Below are 15,837 nucleotides of genomic sequence, written 5' to 3'. Positions count from 1 at the left end.
ACGCGGCCAAGCGCTTGTCCATTCCTGCCGATTGCTTGCCCGATCCTCCAGCGTCTGTCGTCCTGTCACACCCCTCGCGCGGCTCTCGGCGTAAGCTTGGCGACGCCACTTTCGGAGGCCCCCCGTATGTCGCAGTCGTCCGCCTTGTACGATCCCGTCGCCGCCAGCCGCCAGGAACTGGCCGATATCATCGAGCGCCATTGCGCCGGTGCCGGAGTCCACGAAACCGGCATCGACACGCTGTCCCTGGCGCGCATGAACCAGCCCAGCGAAGGCCGCATGCCGACGCTGTACCGCCCGGCGCTGTGCGTCATCGCCCAGGGCAGCAAGGAAATCCGCGTCGGCCCCGAGCTGTACCGCTACGACGAGCTCAATCTGCTGGTGGTATCGGTGACCCTGCCGGTCTCCGGCATGGTGATCGAGGCGTCGCCGGACAAGCCCTACCTGTCGCTGCGCCTGGACATCGATCCGGGTGAGCTGACCCGGCTGATCGCCGACGCGGGCCTCGCCGGCAGCACGCCGCGCCCGGCCAGCCGCGGCATCTACCTGCAGCGCCTGGACACCACGGTGCTCGACGCCCTGCTGCGGCTGATGCGCCTGCTCGACACCCCGCGCGACATCCCGATGCTGGCGCCGCTGTTCATCCGCGAGATCCTCTACCGGCTGCTGCGTGGTCCGCAGGGCCACCTGCTGCACGACCTGGCAATGACCGACAGCCAGACCCATCGCGTGACCCGCGCCATCGAGTGGCTCAACCGCAACTTCGACAAGGCCCTGCGCATCGAGGACCTGGCCCGCGAGGTGAACCTGAGTCCGTCCACCCTGCACCACCGCTTCAAGGAAGTGACGGCCCTGAGCCCGCTGCAGTACCAGAAGCAGCTGCGCCTGCAGGAGGCGCGCCGGCTGATGCTTTCCGAGGGGTTGGAAGTGGCGGTGGCAGGGCACCGAGTCGGCTATGAAAGCCCGTCGCAGTTCAGCCGCGAATACAGCCGCCTGTTCGGCGCCCCGCCGCTGCGCGACCTGGCGAGCCTGCGCAGCGCGTTGGGCGACGCGGCGATGCCGGCGTGACGCGATGCTTTTGTAGGAGCGAGCTTGCTCGCGAATGGCCTCGTGCCGAAGCGGTTCGCGAGCAAGCTCGCTCCTACGAAGAGATTCCTCAGCGCTCGTAAAGCTCCAGCGGCAGATCGTCCGGGTCGGCGAAGAAGGTAAAGCGCTTGCCGGTCAGTTCGTCGAGGCGAATCGGCTCGCAGCGCACGCCATGGCCTTCCAGTTCGGCCACCGCCGACTCCAGGTCGTCCACCGCGAATGCCAGGTGACGCAGGCCCTGCGCCTCGGGATACGACGGCCGCGAAGGCGCGCCGGGGAAGGAGAACAGCTCCAGCTGCACATCGCCCAGGGCCAGGTCGAGCTTCCAGGAGTCGCGCGCGGCGCGGTAGGTCTCGGCGACGATACGCAGGCCGAGGATCTCGCTGTAGAAACGCTTGGAGCGCTGGTAGTCGGAGCAGATCAGGGCGACGTGGTGGACGCTGTGCAGGTTCATGGAGAGGACTTCGAGCGAAAAGCGGAGACCCTATCCTGCCAGTCGTGGGCCAGGGGTCAATGCTGGCGGGCGGAAATGAAAAAGGCGGCGCAGGTGCGCCGCCTTTTCGTCGATCGGACGATTAGCGCGCGTTGCGCACGCCTTCGGCCAGTTCGCGGCACAGGCCCAGCACGCCCTGCACAGCGGCGGCGGAGCTTTCAGCATTGGCGATCTTGTCCACCAGCGCCGAGCCGACCACCACGCCGTCGGCCAGGCGGGCGATGCTCGCCGCGTGCTCCGGGGTGCGGATGCCGAAGCCGATGGATACCGGCAGGTCGGTGTGGCGACGCAGGCGGGCCACGGCTTCCTCGACGTGGTCCAGGGTCGCCGCGCCGGCGCCGGTCACGCCGGCCACCGACACGTAGTAGACGAAGCCCGAGCTGCCTTCGAGCACGGTCGGCAGGCGGTTGTCGTCGGTGGTCGGGGTGGTCAGGCGGATGAAGTCGATGCCGGCGGCCTGGGCCGGGAAGCACAGGTCTTCGTTATGTTCCGGCGGCAGGTCGACCACGATCAGGCCGTCGACGCCGGCTTCCTTCGCGTCGGCGATGAACTTCTCCACGCCGTAGTAGTGGATCGGGTTGAAGTAGCCCATCAGCACCAGCGGGGTGGTGTCGTTGCCGGCGCGGAATTCGCGGACCATCTTCAGGGTCTTGGCCAGGTTCTGGCCGTTGCCCAGGGCGCGGATGTTGGCCAGCTGGATAGCCGGGCCGTCGGCCATCGGATCGGTGAAGGGCATGCCCAGCTCGATCACGTCGGCGCCGGCTTCGGGCAGGCCCTTGAGGATGTCCAGCGAGGTCGAGTAGCCCGGGTCGCCGGCGGTGATGAAGGTCACCAGGGCGGCGCGGTTCTGCTGTTTCAGTTCGGCGAAGCGGGTCTGCAGGCGGCTCATGCTTTCTGCTCCTGTTGCATGTGGTGCATTACGGTCTGCATGTCCTTGTCGCCGCGGCCGGACAGGTTGATCACCATCAGGTGGTCCTTCGGCAGGTTGGGCGCGCGCTTGAAGGCTTCGGCCAGGGCGTGGGACGACTCCAGGGCCGGGATGATGCCTTCGAGGCGGCAGCAGGTGTGGAAGGCTTCCAGCGCCTCGTGGTCGGTGATCGAGGTGTACTGGACGCGGCCGATGTCGTGCAGCCAGGCGTGTTCCGGGCCGATGCCGGGGTAGTCCAGGCCGGCGGAGATGGAGTGCGCGTCGATGATCTGGCCGTCCTCGTCCTGCAGCAGGAAGGTGCGGTTGCCGTGCAGCACGCCCGGCACGCCGCCGTTCAGGCTGGCCGCGTGCTTGCCGGTCTCGATGCCGTGGCCGGCGGCTTCGACGCCGACGATCTGCACGCTCTGGTCATCGAGGAACGGGTGGAACAGGCCCATGGCGTTGGAGCCGCCGCCGATGCAGGCGACCAGCGAGTCGGGCAGGCGGCCTTCCTTCTCGGCCAGCTGCTCGCGGGTTTCCTTGCCGATCACCGCCTGGAAGTCGCGGACCATCGCCGGATACGGGTGCGGGCCGGCCACGGTGCCGATCAGGTAGAAGGTGTTGTGGACGTTGGTCACCCAGTCGCGCAGGGCTTCGTTCATCGCGTCCTTGAGGGTGCCGGTGCCGGCGGTGACCGGGATCACCTCGGCGCCCAGCAGCTTCATGCGGAAGACGTTGGCCTGCTGGCGGTCGATGTCGGTGGTGCCCATGTAGACCACGCACTGCATGCCGAAGCGCGCGGCCACGGTGGCGGTGGCCACGCCGTGCATGCCGGCGCCGGTCTCGGCGATGATGCGTTTCTTGCCCATGCGCTTGGCCAGGAGGATCTGGCCGATGCAGTTGTTGATCTTGTGCGCGCCGGTGTGGTTCAGCTCTTCGCGCTTGAGGTAGATCTTCGCGCCGCCGAAGTGCTCGGAGAGGCGCTCGGCGTAGTACAGCGGGCTCGGGCGGCCGACGTAGTCGCGCTGGAAGTAGGCCAGCTCCTCGAGGAACGCCGGGTCGTCCTTGGCCTTCTCGTATTCGCGGGCCAGGTCGTGGATCAGCGGCATCAGGGTTTCGGCGACGTACTGGCCGCCGAAGCTGCCGAACAGGCCCTTGGCGTCCGGGCCGGTGCGCAGTGAAGACATGGGAGAGCTCCTGTGGGTTCGTGGTGTAGGAGCGCCCCATGGGCGCGGTCGTGGGCATGGCCCACTCCTACAAGTGGCGTTCAGGATACGGCTGCCGGCCCTGGCGGAAAAGCGATAAGATCGCCATGACTTGTCAGGAAAACTCACAGGTTTATCGCCATGAGCCGTGACCTACCCCCGCTCAATGCACTTCGCGCCTTCGATGCCGTGGCCCGCCTCGGCAGCCTGAGTCGTGCGGCCGACGAACTGCACGTCACCCACGGCGCAGTGAGCCGGCAGCTGCGGTTGCTCGAGGAGCAGCTCGGGGTGAGCCTGCTCGTCAAGGATGGGCGCGGCGTAAAACTCACCGATGCAGGGCGCCGCCTGGGCGAGGCCAGCACCGATGCTTTCGAGCGCCTGCGCCGGGTCTGCGGCGAGCTGCGCCAGGGCGGCGGCGAAGGGCCCTTCGTCCTCGGCTGTCCGGGTAGCCTGCTGGCGCGCTGGTTCATCCCCCGCCTCGACCGCCTCAACCGCGAGCTGCCGGAGCTGCGCCTGCAACTGTCCGCCAGCGAAGGCGAACTGGACCCGCGGCGCGGCGGCGTAGGCGCCACCTTGTTGTTTGCCGAGCCGCCGTGGCCGGCCGACATGCGCGTCTTCGAGCTGGCGGTCGAGCGCATCGGGCCGGTGCTCAGCCCGCGTCATCCGCGTTTTGCCGAGCTGCGCCAGGCCGGCCCCGCGACCTTGCTGGACGAACCCTTGCTGCACACCACCTCGCGCCCGCAGGCTTGGCCGCAATGGGCGACGACTCAAGGCCTGGATGCAAGCAAGCTGCGCTTGGGCCAGGGTTTCGAGCATCTCTACTACTTGCTGGAAGCGGCGGTAGCTGGATTGGGCGTGGCCATCGCCCCGCAGGCGCTGGTCGCCGATGACCTGGCGGCTGGCCGTCTGGCGGCGCCCTGGGGCTTCGTCGAGACGAAGGCGCGGCTGACCCTGTGGACCCCGCTGCGCCAGCCCGACCCGCGCGCGGCGCAGCTGGCCGACTGGCTGCGTGCGGCGTTTCACGACTGAAGGCGGGCGGTTTGCCGCCTTCGGGGGGCTCTACTACTGTCCAAGGAGGTACCCGCGCCTTGCGAGCATTCCTGCCTGAGAGAGGAGAGCCTCCATGTCCAACCATCACACCTACAAGAAGATCGAACTGGTCGGTTCCTCCCACACCAGCATCGAAGACGCCATCGGCAACGCGCTGGCCGAGGCGAACAAATCGGTGAAGAACATGGAGTGGTTCGAGGTGGTGGAAACGCGCGGGCACATCGTCAACGGCTCCGTCGGTCACTACCAGGTAACGCTGAAGATCGGCTTCAAGATCGCCGACAGCTGATCGGCGCGGGCCGACAAGATTTCGGGGCGACCCGGTCCATGCCCTGCGGGGCCTCATGCAAGCAATGAACGAGGGAGCGTTTTCATGAAGAACTGGTTGTTGGCCGTGGGTCTGTTGGCCATTGGGGGACACGCCTTGGCGGCGGCGAAGCCGTGCGAGGAGCTGAAGTCGGAGATCGACGCCAAGCTCAAGGCCAAGGGCGTTTCCGGGTACAGCCTGGAAGTGGTCGACAAGGGCGCCGCCGGTTCGGCCAAGGTGGTCGGCACCTGCGACGGCGGGCGCAAGGAGATCGTCTACTCGCGCAAGTGAAGGGTGCTTGCGCAGCGAAACCGGGGTACCGCGAGGGCCCCGGTTTTTCTTTGCCCGTTGCCAGGGCGCACCTTGATGGCACTCTGTCGCCGCCGGGCGGTCTGTCGTTAGGATAGGCAGCGCCCCGTGGTGGGGCTGACGAGGGAATGCCATGACCGTGAGCAAGATCGCCGTGCTGTTGCTGGCCGTGGCCTGCGCGAGTGTCGCGCAGGCGAAGACCAAGCCCTGCGAGGAACTCAGGAAGGAAATCGAGACCAAGATCCAGTCCGCCGGGGTGACCTCCTACACCCTGGAGATTGTCACCGACAGCGAAGTGAAGGACCCCAACATGGTGGTCGGCAGTTGCGAAGGTGGCACCCGCAAGATCGTCTACCAGCGCAACGACGACTGACTCAGAACAGGCGGCAGTCCTGCCGCCCCTGGAAGTTGGTGCGGGCGACCACCTGGCCATTGGCGTCGGTCAGCAGCGCCAGCGCCTTGCGCAGCTGCGGGCGCAGTTCCAGGCGATAGCGCTGGCCGGCGGCGAAGCCGTCGTAGGTCAGCCAGACGCGGCAGGTGATCTCGATGGTGTTGTCGCTGTTCGCCAACCCACCTCCGCCGCCCCCGGGAACTTCGTACTGGTAGCGCACTTCGAGCTCGTGCTTGCCCGGCGGCACCTGGAAATAGCGGCCATCGCGCAGCACCTGGTTGTCGAGGCGCTGGGCGAGCAGGGTGTGGGCTGGTTGGGTGTAGAGCTCGACCCAGGCCATGCCCGGGTCGTGTTTCGGTAACGGCCCGGCGCAGGCGCCGAGCAACGGCAACAGGAACAGCAGCGACGATTTGCGCATGACAGCGGCGCTCGTGAGGGATAATGCATTCAGCATACCCCTTGGTGATCGCCCCGGTGCGCGCGATCAGGCCTTCTCGCAGCGCCCCGCCTGGCCGCTGGCGAGTTCGTTGTCGTCGTTATCGTAGAGCCGCGCCCAGGGATGGAAGCCGACGCTGCCGGTGCGCAGGCGATAGCGCTGGCCGGCGCCGAAGTCGCGGTACTTCAGGGTCAGCTGGCAATCGCGCCAGAGGCTTTCGGAGACGGCGTTGGCGGCGCCGATATCGGCCGGCTGGACCTGGAACTGGAAGCGCACGCGCAGCTCGTGCTGGCCGGGGTCGACCTCGAAGTAGCGCGAGGAGGACCACGGCTTGCCGTCCACCGCCAGGGCCGCCAGGTCGCTCTGGCTGTTGGTGTCGAGGTCGACCCAGGCGCGGTTCGGGTCCGGTTTCGGCAGCATCAGCGAGCAGCCGCTCAGCGCGAGCAGGCCGCCTGCCAGAATCAGCGGGCGCATGGGGTTCACTCCTGTGGGTCTTGTCGTAGGGCGGCGCAGAGGGCCTGTGCTAAGGTGCCGCGCATGCCATCCCGCCTGCGTATAGCGTTACTCGACCGCCGATTGCCCCGCTGGGTTCCCTGCTTGGCGCTCGTCCTGCTGGGCGGTTGCTCCAGCGTGCAGTACTACGCGCAGTTGGGCAGTGGCCAGCTCAAGCTGCTGAATGCCCGCGAGCCGGTGGCCGATGTGGTCGCCGATCCGTCCCGTGATGACCGGCTGCGCGAACGCCTTGCGCTGTCCCAGCAGGCGCGCGACTTCGCCAGCGCAACCTTGGGCCTCCCCGACAACCACAGCTACCGGCTGTACAGCGACATCCGGCGCCCCTATGTGGTGTGGAACGTCTTCGCCACGCCGGAACTGTCGCTGCACCCGCTGACCCACTGCTTCCCCATCGCCGGCTGCGTGGCCTATCGCGGCTACTACAGCGAGCCCTCCGCCCAGGGCGAAGCGAAGCGCCTGAAGGCGCAGGGCTGGGACGTCTACGTTGGCGGCGTGGAGGCCTACTCAACCCTCGGCTGGTTCGACGATCCCATCATCAGCAGCATGCTGCGCTGGGACGACCAGCGCCTTGCTGAGACGATCTTCCACGAGTTGGCGCACCAGCGTTACTACCTGCCCGGCGACACCGCCTTCAACGAGTCCTATGCGAGCTTCGTCGAGCAGGAAGGCGGCCGCCGCTGGCGCGCCTCCCGTGGTTTGTCGCCGGAAAACGGACTTGCCGTGCGTCAGCGCGATGGCCTCACCCGCCTGGTGCTGGATACCCGCGAGCGCCTCGACAAGCTCTATGCCAGCAGTCAGTCGGATGAAGCCAAGCGCGCCGGCAAGGCCGCCGAGTTCGAGCGCATGCGCAGCGAGTACCGCGCGCTCTGCCTGCGCGAGTGGGGCGGCAAGTGTCCGTACGACGCCTGGATCAACGGCCCGATGAACAACGCCAAGCTGCTGCCCTTCGGTCTCTACGACCAGTGGGTGCCCGCCTTCGCCACGCTGCTGCGCCAAGTTGGCGGCAATTGGCCGGCATTCTACGCGCGGGTCGAAAAGCTCGGCGCCCTGCCCGCCGTCCAGCGCAAGGCGAAGCTCCAGCAGCTGAAGTCCGGGCAGCCGGTGAGCTTCTGAATCTGCGCTAGCTTTACCTGCAGGGGCCATTGCAGTCGGGGCCCCGAACCTCGGTCCATCTCGGACCCGCCCGGCCCCGGTTACTCGGGCAGAGGTGCGCCATCATGGGAGGATCCCGATGTGCCCTGCTCTGCCTTGGCCTGCCGCTGCTGGTGGCCTGCGCCGGCCAGAGCTACCTGCAGCAAATGCGTGAGGGAGAGACGCAACTGCAGGCGGACCGCGAGCCGCTCAGCGCGGTGCTCGCCGATCCTCGAACCGATCCGCGCACACGCCAGCTGCTGCTTGCAGCGGCCGACGCGCGCGAGTTCGCCAGCCATCGACTCGCCCTGCCGGACAACCCGAGCTACCGCTCCTACGTCGACCTGCACCGCGACTACGCGATGTGGAACCTGTTCGCCACCAGCGAGTTTTCCGTCGAGCCGCACCGCAGTTGTTTCGATCAGGTCGGCTGCATCGGCTACCTGGGCTTCTATCATCCCGGCGATGCCGAGCGGGCCGCGGCGGTGCTGCGCGAACAGGGCCTGGAGACCTACATAGGCACCTCCGAATCCTTCGTGATTCCCGGCCGCAACGATGCACCCATCCTCAGCACCATGCTGAGCGACGACCGCCACCTGGCCGAGCTGATCTTCCACGAGCTCACCCACCAGCGCCTGTACGTGGCCGGCGACAGCGCCTTCAACGAGTCGCTCGCCAACTTCGTGCAGCAGGAAGGCTTGCGCCAGTGGCTGGCGGCGCATGGCCGGGCAGCGGGCGCCGACGTCGCCCGCGCACAGCGCGACGTGCTGACCGAGCTGGTCCTGGAGACCCGAGAGCGTCTGCAGAACCTCTATGCCAGCGGCCTGCCGCCCGAGCAGCTGCGTGAGCGCAAAGCTGCCGAATTCCAGCGCCTGCGCGACCGCTATCACCTGCAGATGACCCGGCGCTGGGGCGGCAAGGGGCTCTACGACGCCTGGGTCGATGCGCCGCTGAACAACGCTTCGCTGGCGCCTTTCGGCATCTACGACCAGTGGGTGCCGGCGTTCGCCGCGCTGTTCCGGCAAGTGGGTGGCGACTGGACTCGCTTCTTCAGCGCCGCGAGCGCCCTCGCCGCGCAACCCTCCACCCAGCGCCTGGCGAGGCTGGGCGCCCTGCGTGCAGAAGAGTTGGCGTCGAAAGCAGCACCGCCGCGCCTGGCCGGTTCCGGTTAGTCGGCCACATCCGGGGCGTGCAGCGGCAGGTCGAGCTGCACGCGCCGGCGCAGCCAGGGGCTTGGCCGGTAGCGGGGCTCGCCGTAGCAGGTCAGCAGGCCCTGGAGGATGGTGAGGATGCGCGCCGCGCCGTAGTGCTCGCCGAAGGCCAGCGGGCCGAACGGATAGCCGAGCGCGAGCTGCACCGCGCGGTCCAGCGTAACCGGCGTGGCGATGCCGCGCTGGGCGATCTCGCAGCCGAGGTTGACGATGCTGGCGATCACCCGCTGGGTGATGAAGCCGGGCGAGTCGTTGATCACTTCTACTGGCACGCCGTCCGCGCCCAGCGCCTGGCGGGCCTGGGCTTCCAGTTGCGGGTCGAGGGCGGGCTGGCGCATCAGCACGCGACGCTTGTCCAGCTCGCCGAAGCTCTCCAGCGCGAGACTGCGCTCCGCCGGCAGGCCCAGGGCGTCAATGCGCGTGCTGGCGTCTTCGCCCAGCGGGGTGACCAGGCAGATGGCGCGCGCCGAGGGGGCTTCGGCGCTTTCGAGGATCACGCCGGCCTGGGTCAGCAACTGGCCGACGTGGTGGCGCAGGTCGGGGTCCTGGCTGTCGAGCCAGAACGGCCGGTCGAGCGTCACCGGCAAGGGGCGCGACTCCGGCTCGCGCAGTTGCTGGCCGTCCTGGTAGCGGTAGAAGCCTTCGCCGGACTTGCGACCGAGCAGCCCGGCGGCGACTCGTTGCGCCGCGAGCGGCGACGGCAGGTAGCGCGGGTCCTGGTAGAACTGCTGGTAGAGCGATTCCATCACCGCGTGGGAAACGTCCAGCCCGGTGAGGTCGAACAGCTCGAACGGGCCCATGCGGAAGCCCGCGCCGTCGCGCAGGATGCGGTCGATCTGCGCGGCGCTGGCGATGCCCTCGCCGAGGATGCGCAGGGCCTCGGTGCTGTAGGCGCGGCCGGCGTGGTTGACGATGAACCCGGGGCTGTCCGGGCTGACCGCGGGGAAATGCCCGGCCTGCTCGGCGAGACGGCACAGGCGCGCGATCACCGACTCGTCGGTGCGCTGTCCGCGCACCACTTCGACGATGCGCATCAGCGGCGCCGGGTTGAAGAAGTGGAAGCCGGCGACCCGCTGCGGCCGGCGGCAGCGCGCGGCGATGCGGGTGACCGACAGCGACGAGGTGTTGCTGGCGAGTACGGCGTCATCGCTGACGCGCGCTTCCAGCTCGGCGAAGAGCGCCTGCTTGGCGTCGAGGTCTTCGACGATGGCTTCGATCAGCAGGTCGCAGTCGGCCAGCTCGTCGAGGCTGTGTGCTGGCTGCAGGCGATGCAGGGTGGCGGCCAGCGTATCGGCGTCGATCTTGCCCTTGGCGGCGGCGCGCTCGAGCAGCTCGCGGTTGAACGCCAGCGCCTGCTGGATGCCCTCGGCGCGGCTGTCGTAGAGCTTCACCGGCACGCCGGCGCTGGCGAACAGCTGGGCGATGCCGCGGCCCATGGCGCCGGCGCCGATCACACCGATGCGCTGGAAAGCGGGAAGGGAGCTGGAAGGCATGCGCGAGGCGCCCTCGAGTGACTGGCCTGTCTCAACCTTAGTCGCTGTGCTCACGAGGCGTCGCTCCGTTGCCGTTCGCGGTCGCGTAGTTCGCGGCGGAGCATCTTGCCCACCGAGCTCTTGGGCAGCTCGTCGAGGATCTCGACATGGCTCGGCACCTTGTAGCCGGTGAGGTGCTCGCGGCAGTGGGCGATGATCGCGGCGGCATCCAGCGCCGGGTCGCGCAGGCTGACGAAGAGCTTCACCGCCTCGCCCTTGCGCGCGTCCGGCACGCCGATGGCGAGGCACTCGCGGATGCCCGGGTGGCGCATCGCGGCATCCTCCACCTCGTTGGGGAAGACGTTGAAACCGGAGACCAGGATCATGTCCTTCTTGCGGTCGACGATCTTCAGCAGGCCGTTGGCGTCCTGCAGGGCGATATCGCCGGTGCGCAGCCAACCGTCGGCGTCGAGCACCTGGGCGGTTTCCTCCGGGCGCTGCCAGTAGCCGAGCATCACCTGCGGGCCGCGCAGGCAGAGTTCCCCGGGCTCGTCGACGGCGCAGGGATTGCCCGCTTCGTCGAGGATGCGTACCTCGGTATCGATCAGCGCCGCGCCGACGAAGCCTTCGCGATAGGGCGTCTGCCGGGTGTTGGTGCAGACCACCGGCGATGCCTCGGTGAGGCCGAAACCTTCCAGCACGGGCGCGCCGGTGAGCGCCTGCCAGCGCCGGCCGACCTCGAGGTTGAGCGGGCCGCCGCCGCTGGTGACCCACTTCAGGTGGCTGAAATCGATGCTGGTGAAGTCCGGGTGGTTCATCAGCCCGACGAACAGGCTGTTCAGCCCGCTGAGCAGGCTGAACGGATAGCGGCGCATGGCCCCGATGATCTCGTCGAGGTTGCGCCCGTCGCGGATCACCACGGTGTGCAGGCCCATGCCCACCGAGCTCAGGCAGTTCGTGGCGAAGGCCATGATGTGATAGAGCGGCAGCGGCGCGATGCGCACATCGGTGGCGGGGTCGAGCAGGCCGGGGCGCATGAACAGTTCGAGGGTCTGGATGACGTTGGCCAGCAGGCTGTGGTGGGTCAGCATGGCGCCCTTGGATACGCCTGTGGTGCCACCGGTGTATTGCAGCAGCGCCAGGCGCTCCAGGCCCGGCTCGGCGTCCAGCGGCGGCGCTTCGGCGCCCAGGCGCAGGGCCTGCATGAAGCGCGTGGCATCGGGTTCTTCGCAGGCGTATTGCGGTTGCTCGATGTCGTCCACCGAGGTCAGCAGCATCTGGCGTACGGCGCTGTCGCCCTGCACGTTGCGCAGCAGCGGCAGCTGGCGGTCGAGCAGCAGGATGGCCACCGCGCCGGAGTCGCGCAGCTGGTGCGTGAGCTCGCCGGCGGTGTACTGCGGATTGGTGTTGACCAGCACCAGGCCGGCCTTCAGCGCGCCGAACGCAGCGATCGGGTACTGCAGCGAGTTGGGCAGCATCAGCGCCAGGCGTTCGCCGGGCTGAAGGCCGGCGCAGTGGCGCAGGTAGCGGGCGAAGGCGTCGGAGTGGCGTTCCAGCTCGGCGAAGCTCAGGCTGCTCGGCCCGCAGGAGAAGGCCGGACGCTCGGGGTGCTGGCGAGCGGCGTCGCGCAGCAGGTCGTGGACATTCTGGTAGGCGTGCTCGGCGATTTGCCTGGCGACGTAACCTTCGGCAGTGATGGGCACGATCAGCCCTCCGCTAGTGAATTATTGTTTTACTCTGCGAAACACAATGTCGAAATCGATGTTATGCGATAGGCTTTGGTGGTGCAACGACCACTCGTGCTGCTGTCTGCGCCGGGTCGATCTGCTATCGTTCGCCCCGCGCCGGAACTGGCTCCGGCGCCCTTTTCCATCCGCCGAGGCAGCATGAGCGACGACATCGAAGACACCGGCACGCCCAAGGACCGCAAGTTCGTCGAGGCCCTGGCCCGCGGCCTCGACGTGCTGCGCGCCTTCACCCATGGCTCGGTGGTGCTGGGCAACCAGGAAATCGCGCGGATCACCGGGCTGCCCAAGCCCACCGTGTCGCGCATGACCTACACGCTCACGAAGCTCGGCTATCTCGCCTACTCGCAGCAGCACGAGAAGTACCAGCTCGACTCCGGCGTGCTCGCACTCGGCTACGCCTACGTGTCGAACCTGCGCGTGCGCCAGCTGGCCAAGCCGTACATGGATGCCTTCGCCAAGCGCACCAACACCACCGTGGGCCTGACCTGCCGCGACTGGCTGTCGATGATCTACGTGGAGAACTGCCGTCCGCCGGAAGCGACGTCCCTGCGCATGGATGCCGGCGTACGCCTGCCGCTGGCGACCACAGCCGCCGGCCGCGCGTATCTCGCGGCGACCCCGGAGCAGGAGCGCGAACACCTGCTGCAGGCGCTGGAAGCCCGCCACGAAGGCGACTGGTCGGTGCTGCGCGCCTCGCTGGAGCGTTCCTTCGAGGAATACCGTGAGAACGGCTTCTGCCTGTCTCTCGGCGATTGGGACCGCAACGTCCGCGCCGCCGGCGTACCGCTGCGCCTGGCCGACGGCGGGCTGATGGCGCTGACCTGCGGCGCGCCCTCCTTCCAGCTCAGCGAGGAAACCCTCAAGGGCTCGCTGGCCCACGAGCTGGAGATGCTGGCGCGGGATATCGAAAGCCTCGGGGCCTGATCGCTCCCTGTAGGAGCGCGCCGTGCGCGCGAATCGCGGCCTTGGGCCGCTCCTACAGCATCCACGAAAGCGCTCCTGTAGGAGCGGACCTCGTCCGCGATAACCGGAATGCCCGGCGCTGGCGCGGAATATCGAGAGCCTCGGCGCCTGATCGATCCTTGTAGGAGCGCGCCATGCGCGCGAATCGCGGCCATGGGCCGCTCCTACAACATCCACGGAAGTGCTCCTGTAGGAGCGGACCTTGTCTGCGATAACCGGAATGCCCGGCGCGATTCGCGGATGAGATTCGCTCCTACAGGTTCTGCCGTCAGGCGACTTCCATCAGCTTCGCGTAGGCCTTCAGGTGGTGGTCGTCGTCGCCGAGCTGGTGGCTGAAGCTCACCAGGCGCTTGGCGTGGTGCGCGAGCACGTATTCCCAGGTCATGCCGATGCCGCCGTGCAGCTGGATCGCCTGCTCGGCGATGAAGCGCCCGGCGCGGGTGACGATGAACTTGGCCGCCGCCAGGGTGCGGCTGCGTTCGGCGCTGTCCGGCTGGTCGGCCACGCAGGCGGCGAGGATGGCCATGCTGGTGGCCTGCTCCAGCTCGCTGCGCATGTCGACCATGCGGTGCTGCAGCACCTGGAACTTGCCGATCGGCACGCCGAACTGCTTGCGCGTCTTCAGGTAGTCGAGGGTCAGGTCGCAGGCTTCCTGCATGCTGCCCAGTGCCTCGGCGCACTGGCCGGCGATGGCGCGCCCTTGCTGGTATTGCAGCGCGGCCAGGGCTTCGCCAGGAACACCAACCGCCTCACCCAGCGCGCCGTCGAGGAACAGCTCGCAGGCGCCCTGCCCGTCGATGGTCGGATAGGCGCGGCGCTGCACGCCGGGCTGGTCCGGATCGACCAGGAACAGGCCGATGCCCTGCTCGTCCCGCGCATTTCCGGCGGTGCGTGCCGACACCAGGATCGCCGTGGCGCTCTGCCCGCCGATCACCACCGCTTTGCGCCCGCTGAGCTTCCAACCGGCGCCCGCGGTTTCCGCGCGGGTCTTTACGTCGTGCAGCTGGTAATGGCTCTGCGGCTCTTCCAGGGCCACGGCGAATTGCGCTTCCGCGCTGGCTATGCGTGGCAGCCAGTGGTCCTTCTGCGCGTCGCTGCCGAGCTGGGCGATCAAGCCGCCGGCGTGCACCACCGATTGCAGGTAGGGCTCCAGGCACAGGCCGCGGCCCAGTTCGGTGAGCACCAGCATGCTGTCCACGCCGCCGCCGAAGCCGCCGTAGGCCTCAGGCAGGGACACCGAGGTCAGCCCCAACTCGCCGAGCTGGCGCCAGAAGTCGGCGCTGTAGCCCAGCGCGCTCGCGCTGAAAGCTTCGCGCTTGTCGAAGGGGTAATCGTCGCGCACCAGGCGCGCCGCGGTGTCCTGCAGCATTTGCTGCTCTTCGCTGAGTTTGAAGTCCATGCTCATGCCCTCACAGCTCGAGAATCATCTTCGAGACGATGTTCTTCTGGATTTCGTTGGAGCCGCCGAAGATCGACAGCTTGCGCAGGTTGAAGTACTGGCTGGCAGGCGCCGTCGAGTAGTCGGCGTGCAGCGGCTCGACGCCCTTATCCAGGTCGAATTCGTCTTCGATGAAGGGCAGCGCATAAGGCCCGAGCACCTTGCGCAGCAGATGGCTGATGGCCTGGCGGATCTCGGTGCCCTTGACCTTGAGGATCGAGCTTTCCGCGCCCGGCACGCCGCCTTCGCGGGCAGCGGCGAGGATGCGCAGGGTGCTCATCTCGATGGCCATCAACTGCATTTCCACCTCGGCCACCTGGGCGCGGAACAGCGGGTCTTCCAGCAGCGGCTTGCCATCGCACAGTTCGCGGCTGGCCACGCGCTTGAGGTGCGCGAGCACCGCCTTGGACGCGCCGATGCCGGCCAGCCCGGTGCGTTCGTAGGTGAGCAGGTACTTGGCGCAGGTCCAGCCTTCGTTCTCGCGACCGACCAGGTTTTCCACCGGCACCTTCACGTTGTCGAAGAAGACCTCGTTGACCTCGTGGTCGCCGTCCAGGGTGATGATCGGCCGCACCGTGATGCCGGGGGTCCGCATGTCGATCAGCAGGAAGCTGATGCCGCGCTGCTGCTGGGCCTCCGGGTCGGTGCGGACCAGGCAGAAGATCCAGTCGGCGTGCTGGCCGAGGGTGGTCCAGGTCTTCTGGCCGTTGACGATGTAGTGGTCGCCGTCGCGCACCGCGCGGGTCTTCAGCGAGGCCAGGTCGGAGCCGGCGCCCGGCTCGGAGTAGCCCTGGCACCACCAGTCGGTGCCGTCGAGGATGCGCGGCAGGAAGTGCGCCTGCTGCTCGGGCGTGCCGAACTTGATGATCACCGGGGCGACCATGTTGACGCCGAAGGGGATGGTGCGCGGCGCACCGAAGGCGGCGCACTCCTCCTCGAAGATGTGCTTCTGCACGACGTTCCAGCCGGTGCCGCCGAATTCCTCCGGCCAGTGCGTGGCGTACCAGCCCTGCTCGTTGAGCAGGCGCTGCCAGCGCTGGTGATCGGCCTTGCCCAGGTGCTTGCCGAGGCGGACCTTGGTGCTGATGTCCTGCGGCAGCTTGGTGCTCAGGAAGGCGCGGACTTCGTCGCGGAAGGCCAGCTCTTCGGGGGTGAAATGAATGTCCATGGGTGGCTC

General features: G+C 67.9%; 17 protein-coding genes. 8 read left to right on the top strand and 9 right to left on the bottom strand.

Features of this window, described 5'->3' with window-relative positions; genetic code table 11:
* The first annotated feature begins 126 nt into the window (after positions 1 to 126).
* Positions 127 to 1,068, top strand: a complete 942-nt coding sequence (locus ACA097_RS12480; protein ID WP_371370291.1) for an AraC family transcriptional regulator N-terminal domain-containing protein — start codon at positions 127 to 129, stop codon at positions 1,066 to 1,068.
* 88 nt (positions 1,069 to 1,156) lie between these two features.
* On the opposite strand, the gene ACA097_RS12475 is transcribed toward ACA097_RS12480, so the two are convergent.
* The 3 genes from ACA097_RS12475 to trpB form a co-directional block, all read right to left on the bottom strand.
* A complete protein-coding gene (locus tag ACA097_RS12475) occupies positions 1,157 to 1,540 on the bottom strand; it encodes a VOC family protein (protein ID WP_371370289.1) in 384 nt (127 codons plus the stop codon).
* A gap of 121 nt (positions 1,541 to 1,661) precedes the next feature.
* On the bottom strand, positions 1,662 to 2,468 hold the full coding sequence (gene trpA, locus ACA097_RS12470; protein WP_371370288.1) for a tryptophan synthase subunit alpha: 807 nt from the start codon (positions 2,466 to 2,468) through the stop codon (positions 1,662 to 1,664).
* Entirely contained in the window at positions 2,465 to 3,673 is a 1,209-nt protein-coding gene (gene trpB / locus ACA097_RS12465) for a tryptophan synthase subunit beta (protein ID WP_371370287.1), read from the bottom strand. The genes trpA and trpB overlap by 4 nt, the downstream gene beginning before the upstream one ends.
* A 159-nt stretch (positions 3,674 to 3,832) precedes the next feature.
* Between trpB and ACA097_RS12460 the strand changes: the two genes are divergently transcribed.
* The 4 genes from ACA097_RS12460 (at position 3,833) to ACA097_RS12445 (ending at position 5,730) form a co-directional block, all read left to right on the top strand.
* Positions 3,833 to 4,720 (top strand): LysR family transcriptional regulator, encoded by an 888-nt coding sequence (locus ACA097_RS12460; protein WP_160285403.1) that lies wholly within the window; start codon positions 3,833 to 3,835, stop codon positions 4,718 to 4,720.
* A gap of 94 nt (positions 4,721 to 4,814) precedes the next feature.
* Complete coding sequence (locus ACA097_RS12455) at positions 4,815 to 5,030, top strand: dodecin (RefSeq protein WP_043248020.1); 216 nt, start codon at positions 4,815 to 4,817, stop codon at positions 5,028 to 5,030.
* An 84-nt stretch (positions 5,031 to 5,114) separates the two neighbouring features.
* Positions 5,115 to 5,339: a DUF1161 domain-containing protein gene (locus tag ACA097_RS12450; RefSeq protein WP_160285405.1), complete on the top strand. Its 225-nt coding sequence runs from the start codon at positions 5,115 to 5,117 to the stop codon at positions 5,337 to 5,339.
* Between the two features lie 151 nt (positions 5,340 to 5,490).
* Positions 5,491 to 5,730 (top strand): DUF1161 domain-containing protein, encoded by a 240-nt coding sequence (locus ACA097_RS12445; protein WP_156957964.1) that lies wholly within the window; start codon positions 5,491 to 5,493, stop codon positions 5,728 to 5,730.
* A gap of 1 nt (position 5,731) precedes the next feature.
* Here ACA097_RS12445 and ACA097_RS12440 read toward each other — a convergent pair whose 3' ends face one another.
* Together ACA097_RS12440 and ACA097_RS12435 are read right to left on the bottom strand one after the other, a co-directional pair.
* On the bottom strand, positions 5,732 to 6,166 hold the full coding sequence (locus ACA097_RS12440) for a lipoprotein (protein ID WP_043248022.1): 435 nt from the start codon (positions 6,164 to 6,166) through the stop codon (positions 5,732 to 5,734).
* 66 nt (positions 6,167 to 6,232) lie between these two features.
* Entirely contained in the window at positions 6,233 to 6,658 is a 426-nt protein-coding gene (locus ACA097_RS12435; protein ID WP_160285407.1) for a hypothetical protein, read from the bottom strand.
* A 63-nt stretch (positions 6,659 to 6,721) separates the two neighbouring features.
* On the opposite strand from ACA097_RS12435, the gene ACA097_RS12430 reads away from it, so the two are divergent.
* Positions 6,722 to 7,810, top strand: coding sequence for an aminopeptidase (locus tag ACA097_RS12430; protein ID WP_371370286.1), 1,089 nt, complete (start codon positions 6,722 to 6,724; stop codon positions 7,808 to 7,810).
* A 104-nt stretch (positions 7,811 to 7,914) separates the two neighbouring features.
* Positions 7,915 to 9,000: an aminopeptidase gene (locus ACA097_RS12425; RefSeq protein WP_371370285.1), complete on the top strand. Its 1,086-nt coding sequence runs from the start codon at positions 7,915 to 7,917 to the stop codon at positions 8,998 to 9,000.
* On the opposite strand, the gene ACA097_RS12420 is transcribed toward ACA097_RS12425, so the two are convergent.
* Both ACA097_RS12420 and ACA097_RS12415 read right to left on the bottom strand, forming a co-directional pair.
* Positions 8,997 to 10,532: a 3-hydroxyacyl-CoA dehydrogenase gene (locus ACA097_RS12420; protein ID WP_371370284.1), complete on the bottom strand. Its 1,536-nt coding sequence runs from the start codon at positions 10,530 to 10,532 to the stop codon at positions 8,997 to 8,999. The genes ACA097_RS12425 and ACA097_RS12420 overlap by 4 nt on opposite strands.
* A 50-nt stretch (positions 10,533 to 10,582) precedes the next feature.
* The gene (locus tag ACA097_RS12415) at positions 10,583 to 12,214 is read right to left on the bottom strand and encodes an AMP-binding protein (protein WP_371370283.1); all 1,632 of its coding nucleotides are present in this window, start codon (positions 12,212 to 12,214) and stop codon (positions 10,583 to 10,585) included.
* 183 nt (positions 12,215 to 12,397) lie between these two features.
* Here ACA097_RS12415 and ACA097_RS12410 point away from each other — a divergent pair, with 183 nt between their 5' ends.
* Positions 12,398 to 13,183: an IclR family transcriptional regulator gene (locus ACA097_RS12410; protein WP_043248034.1), complete on the top strand. Its 786-nt coding sequence runs from the start codon at positions 12,398 to 12,400 to the stop codon at positions 13,181 to 13,183.
* A 307-nt stretch (positions 13,184 to 13,490) separates the two neighbouring features.
* On the opposite strand, the gene ACA097_RS12405 is transcribed toward ACA097_RS12410, so the two are convergent.
* Entirely contained in the window at positions 13,491 to 14,621 is a 1,131-nt protein-coding gene (locus ACA097_RS12405; RefSeq protein WP_371370282.1) for an acyl-CoA dehydrogenase family protein, read from the bottom strand.
* A gap of 10 nt (positions 14,622 to 14,631) precedes the next feature.
* Positions 14,632 to 15,828 carry an acyl-CoA dehydrogenase family protein gene (locus ACA097_RS12400; RefSeq protein ID WP_043248036.1) on the bottom strand — a complete coding sequence of 399 codons (1,197 nt, stop codon included), beginning with the start codon at positions 15,826 to 15,828 and terminating at the stop codon, positions 14,632 to 14,634.
* Positions 15,829 to 15,837 lie beyond the last annotated feature (9 nt).

Source organism: Pseudomonas sp. QL9, assembly GCF_041409665.1.
Lineage (GTDB): Bacteria > Pseudomonadota > Gammaproteobacteria > Pseudomonadales > Pseudomonadaceae > Pseudomonas > Pseudomonas knackmussii.
The sequence above is the reverse complement of the archived record's forward strand: the minus strand, read 5'-3'. Positions and strand labels throughout refer to the sequence as shown.